Origin of the sequence: Pseudomonas oryzagri, assembly GCF_020831405.1 — a bacterium.
GTDB lineage: Bacteria > Pseudomonadota > Gammaproteobacteria > Pseudomonadales > Pseudomonadaceae > Geopseudomonas > Geopseudomonas oryzagri.
The window spans coordinates 1-796 of the sequence record NZ_JAJHPU010000011.1 but is presented as its reverse complement, the minus strand read 5'-3'; the positions used below and the strand labels follow the sequence as shown (position 1 = coordinate 796).

Below are 796 nucleotides of genomic sequence, written 5' to 3'. Positions count from 1 at the left end.
TGCTGACCAGCAGGTCGCGGCGGCCGCGCAAATCCGGATCGTCGTCGATGTGCTGCTTGATCGCCCGCAGCGTCTCGGCAATCTGTCGCTCGATATGCGCGAGCAGCTCATGGATCGACGCCTGCACACTGGTGTCCGAAACCTCCAGCCGATTGCGCTCCATCTGCTCGATTTCCTGAAGATCCTGTAGGCGTCTGACCAGCGCCTGCAGGCGCTTCTGCGCCGGCGGCGTGGGTATCCAGGCGCGCAACTGGTCGACATGCCGCTGCCCGTAGGTGGCCAGCAGCTTGGCGTCGGTGCGATCGGTCTTGCCGCGCAGCAGCTCGCTCTGGGCGTAGCTGGCGATGCGTGCGGGGTTCATCACGCAGACCCGATAGCCCAGGCCATACAGGTACTCGGCGACGGCTTCGTGGTAGATCCCGGTCGCCTCCATCACGATCCAGGCAGCGGGCTCGGCATATTGTTCCAACCACCTCTCGACATCCCTGAAGCCCGCCGGGGTATTGGCCAGCTTGCTTTTGGTGCGGTGCTTGCCGTTGGCTTGCAGGGTGGCGATATCGAGGCTGTGCTTGGCAACGTCGATGCCGACGACGGACGTCATGGGGAAAAACTCCTGTGCAGGGTTCGGTGCGATCATCACGGCACTCGGTCCAACCTTGTGAATACGAGCTCTCACCGCAGGTGGGCTCCAGATACCGTTCGGACTTGTCGAGCGCGTGTGGAGGGCTGGAGCACGATCTACGGCGCAGGCTCGAAGCCTAAGGGGCGAAGCGTCTTCCAGGTCCTCCTCCCGATG

The 796-nt window shown here is 63.4% G+C and carries 1 protein-coding gene; it reads right to left on the bottom strand.

All coding sequences use genetic code 11. From position 1 onward, the window contains the following. Positions 1-637 (bottom strand): IS110 family transposase (locus LMJ29_RS03265; RefSeq protein ID WP_229604006.1); only part of this gene is annotated, 637 nt, incomplete at its 3' end. Between the last annotated feature and the right edge of the window lie 159 nt (positions 638-796).